The sequence below is a fragment of the Actinoalloteichus spitiensis RMV-1378 genome (assembly GCF_000239155.1).
Classification (GTDB): Bacteria; Actinomycetota; Actinomycetes; order Mycobacteriales; family Pseudonocardiaceae; genus Actinoalloteichus_B; species Actinoalloteichus_B spitiensis.
This window is the reverse complement of the sequence record NZ_AGVX02000850.1, coordinates 1-907: the sequence shown is the minus strand read 5'-3', so window position 1 is coordinate 907 and position 907 is coordinate 1. Positions and strand designations below refer to the sequence as shown.

At 73.8% G+C, this 907-nt stretch carries 1 protein-coding gene; it reads left to right on the top strand.

Annotated features, from left to right (window positions below; all coding sequences use genetic code 11):
- The first annotated feature begins 170 nt into the window (after nt 1–170).
- Nucleotides 171–674 (top strand): P-loop nucleotide/nucleoside kinase family protein, encoded by a 504-nt coding sequence (locus ACTIDRAF_RS0226070; RefSeq protein WP_245533654.1) that lies wholly within the window; start codon nt 171–173, stop codon nt 672–674.
- Nucleotides 675–907 lie beyond the last annotated feature (233 nt).

Below are 907 nucleotides of genomic sequence, written 5' to 3'. Positions count from 1 at the left end.
GACCTCGTCGCGCCAGTGGAGGGAGGTTCCGCGCGGATTCCGGGAGGAACATGGCCGACACCACTCGGAGGCGGGAACATCCGGGTGGATTCGACCGTTCTGTGGCCATGCGTCCTGCCAGTCCTGAATTGACCGAGTTTCACGCGGTTCTCACGCGGAATGATTTCGTCGTGGTCGCGGGACTGCCAGGCGCCGGAAAGAGCACATTGTTGCGGAACGCCGAGAACGCCGTGGGAGCGGTCATTCTCGACTCCGACCAGATGCGGAGCTGGCTGGGGGCGTCGCTGCCCTCGTGGGTCGGCTACCGCTGGTACCGGCCGCTGGTGCACCTGTCCCACCACGCCCGCATCGCGGTGCACTGCGCGCTGAGCGCGCACCCGGTCATCGCGCACGAGCCGGCCACCCGGGCCGGTACCCGGGCGATCCTGCTCCTCGTCGGCGCGTTGACCGGCCGGACGTGTCACTTCGTGTGGGTGACGGCGCGGGTGGGGGAGGCGTTGGAGGGACAGCGGTCGCGTGGCCGCGTTCTGGGGCGGCCCTCCTTCGCGCACCACGTGCGCCGGGCCCGTCGGGTGGAGCGGGCCCTGCGGGCGGGTCGCATCCGGGGGTGGCGGTCGGTGACGGTGCTGAGAAGGCCGGCCACCGGGGCCCGGCTCGTCCTCCGGAGCCGGTAGCCACCGGTGCATCCCGTCCACTTCGGGCTTCCCTCCCCGTGCGGCTCCCGGGCCGCGCGGCCGCGTCCGGGCGGCCGGCCCGATGCAATGGCGCGAGCGGGTCTTTCCGGTAGCGCGCGGGCGCGCCGCTGACCCGGCGTCCACCCGTGGGGCACGGTGACCACGGCCGGGCTGAGGCCTACCCGGAGGTCGGGGGCGGGGACGGCGCCCGCCCGAGCGGCAGGGCCTGGCCC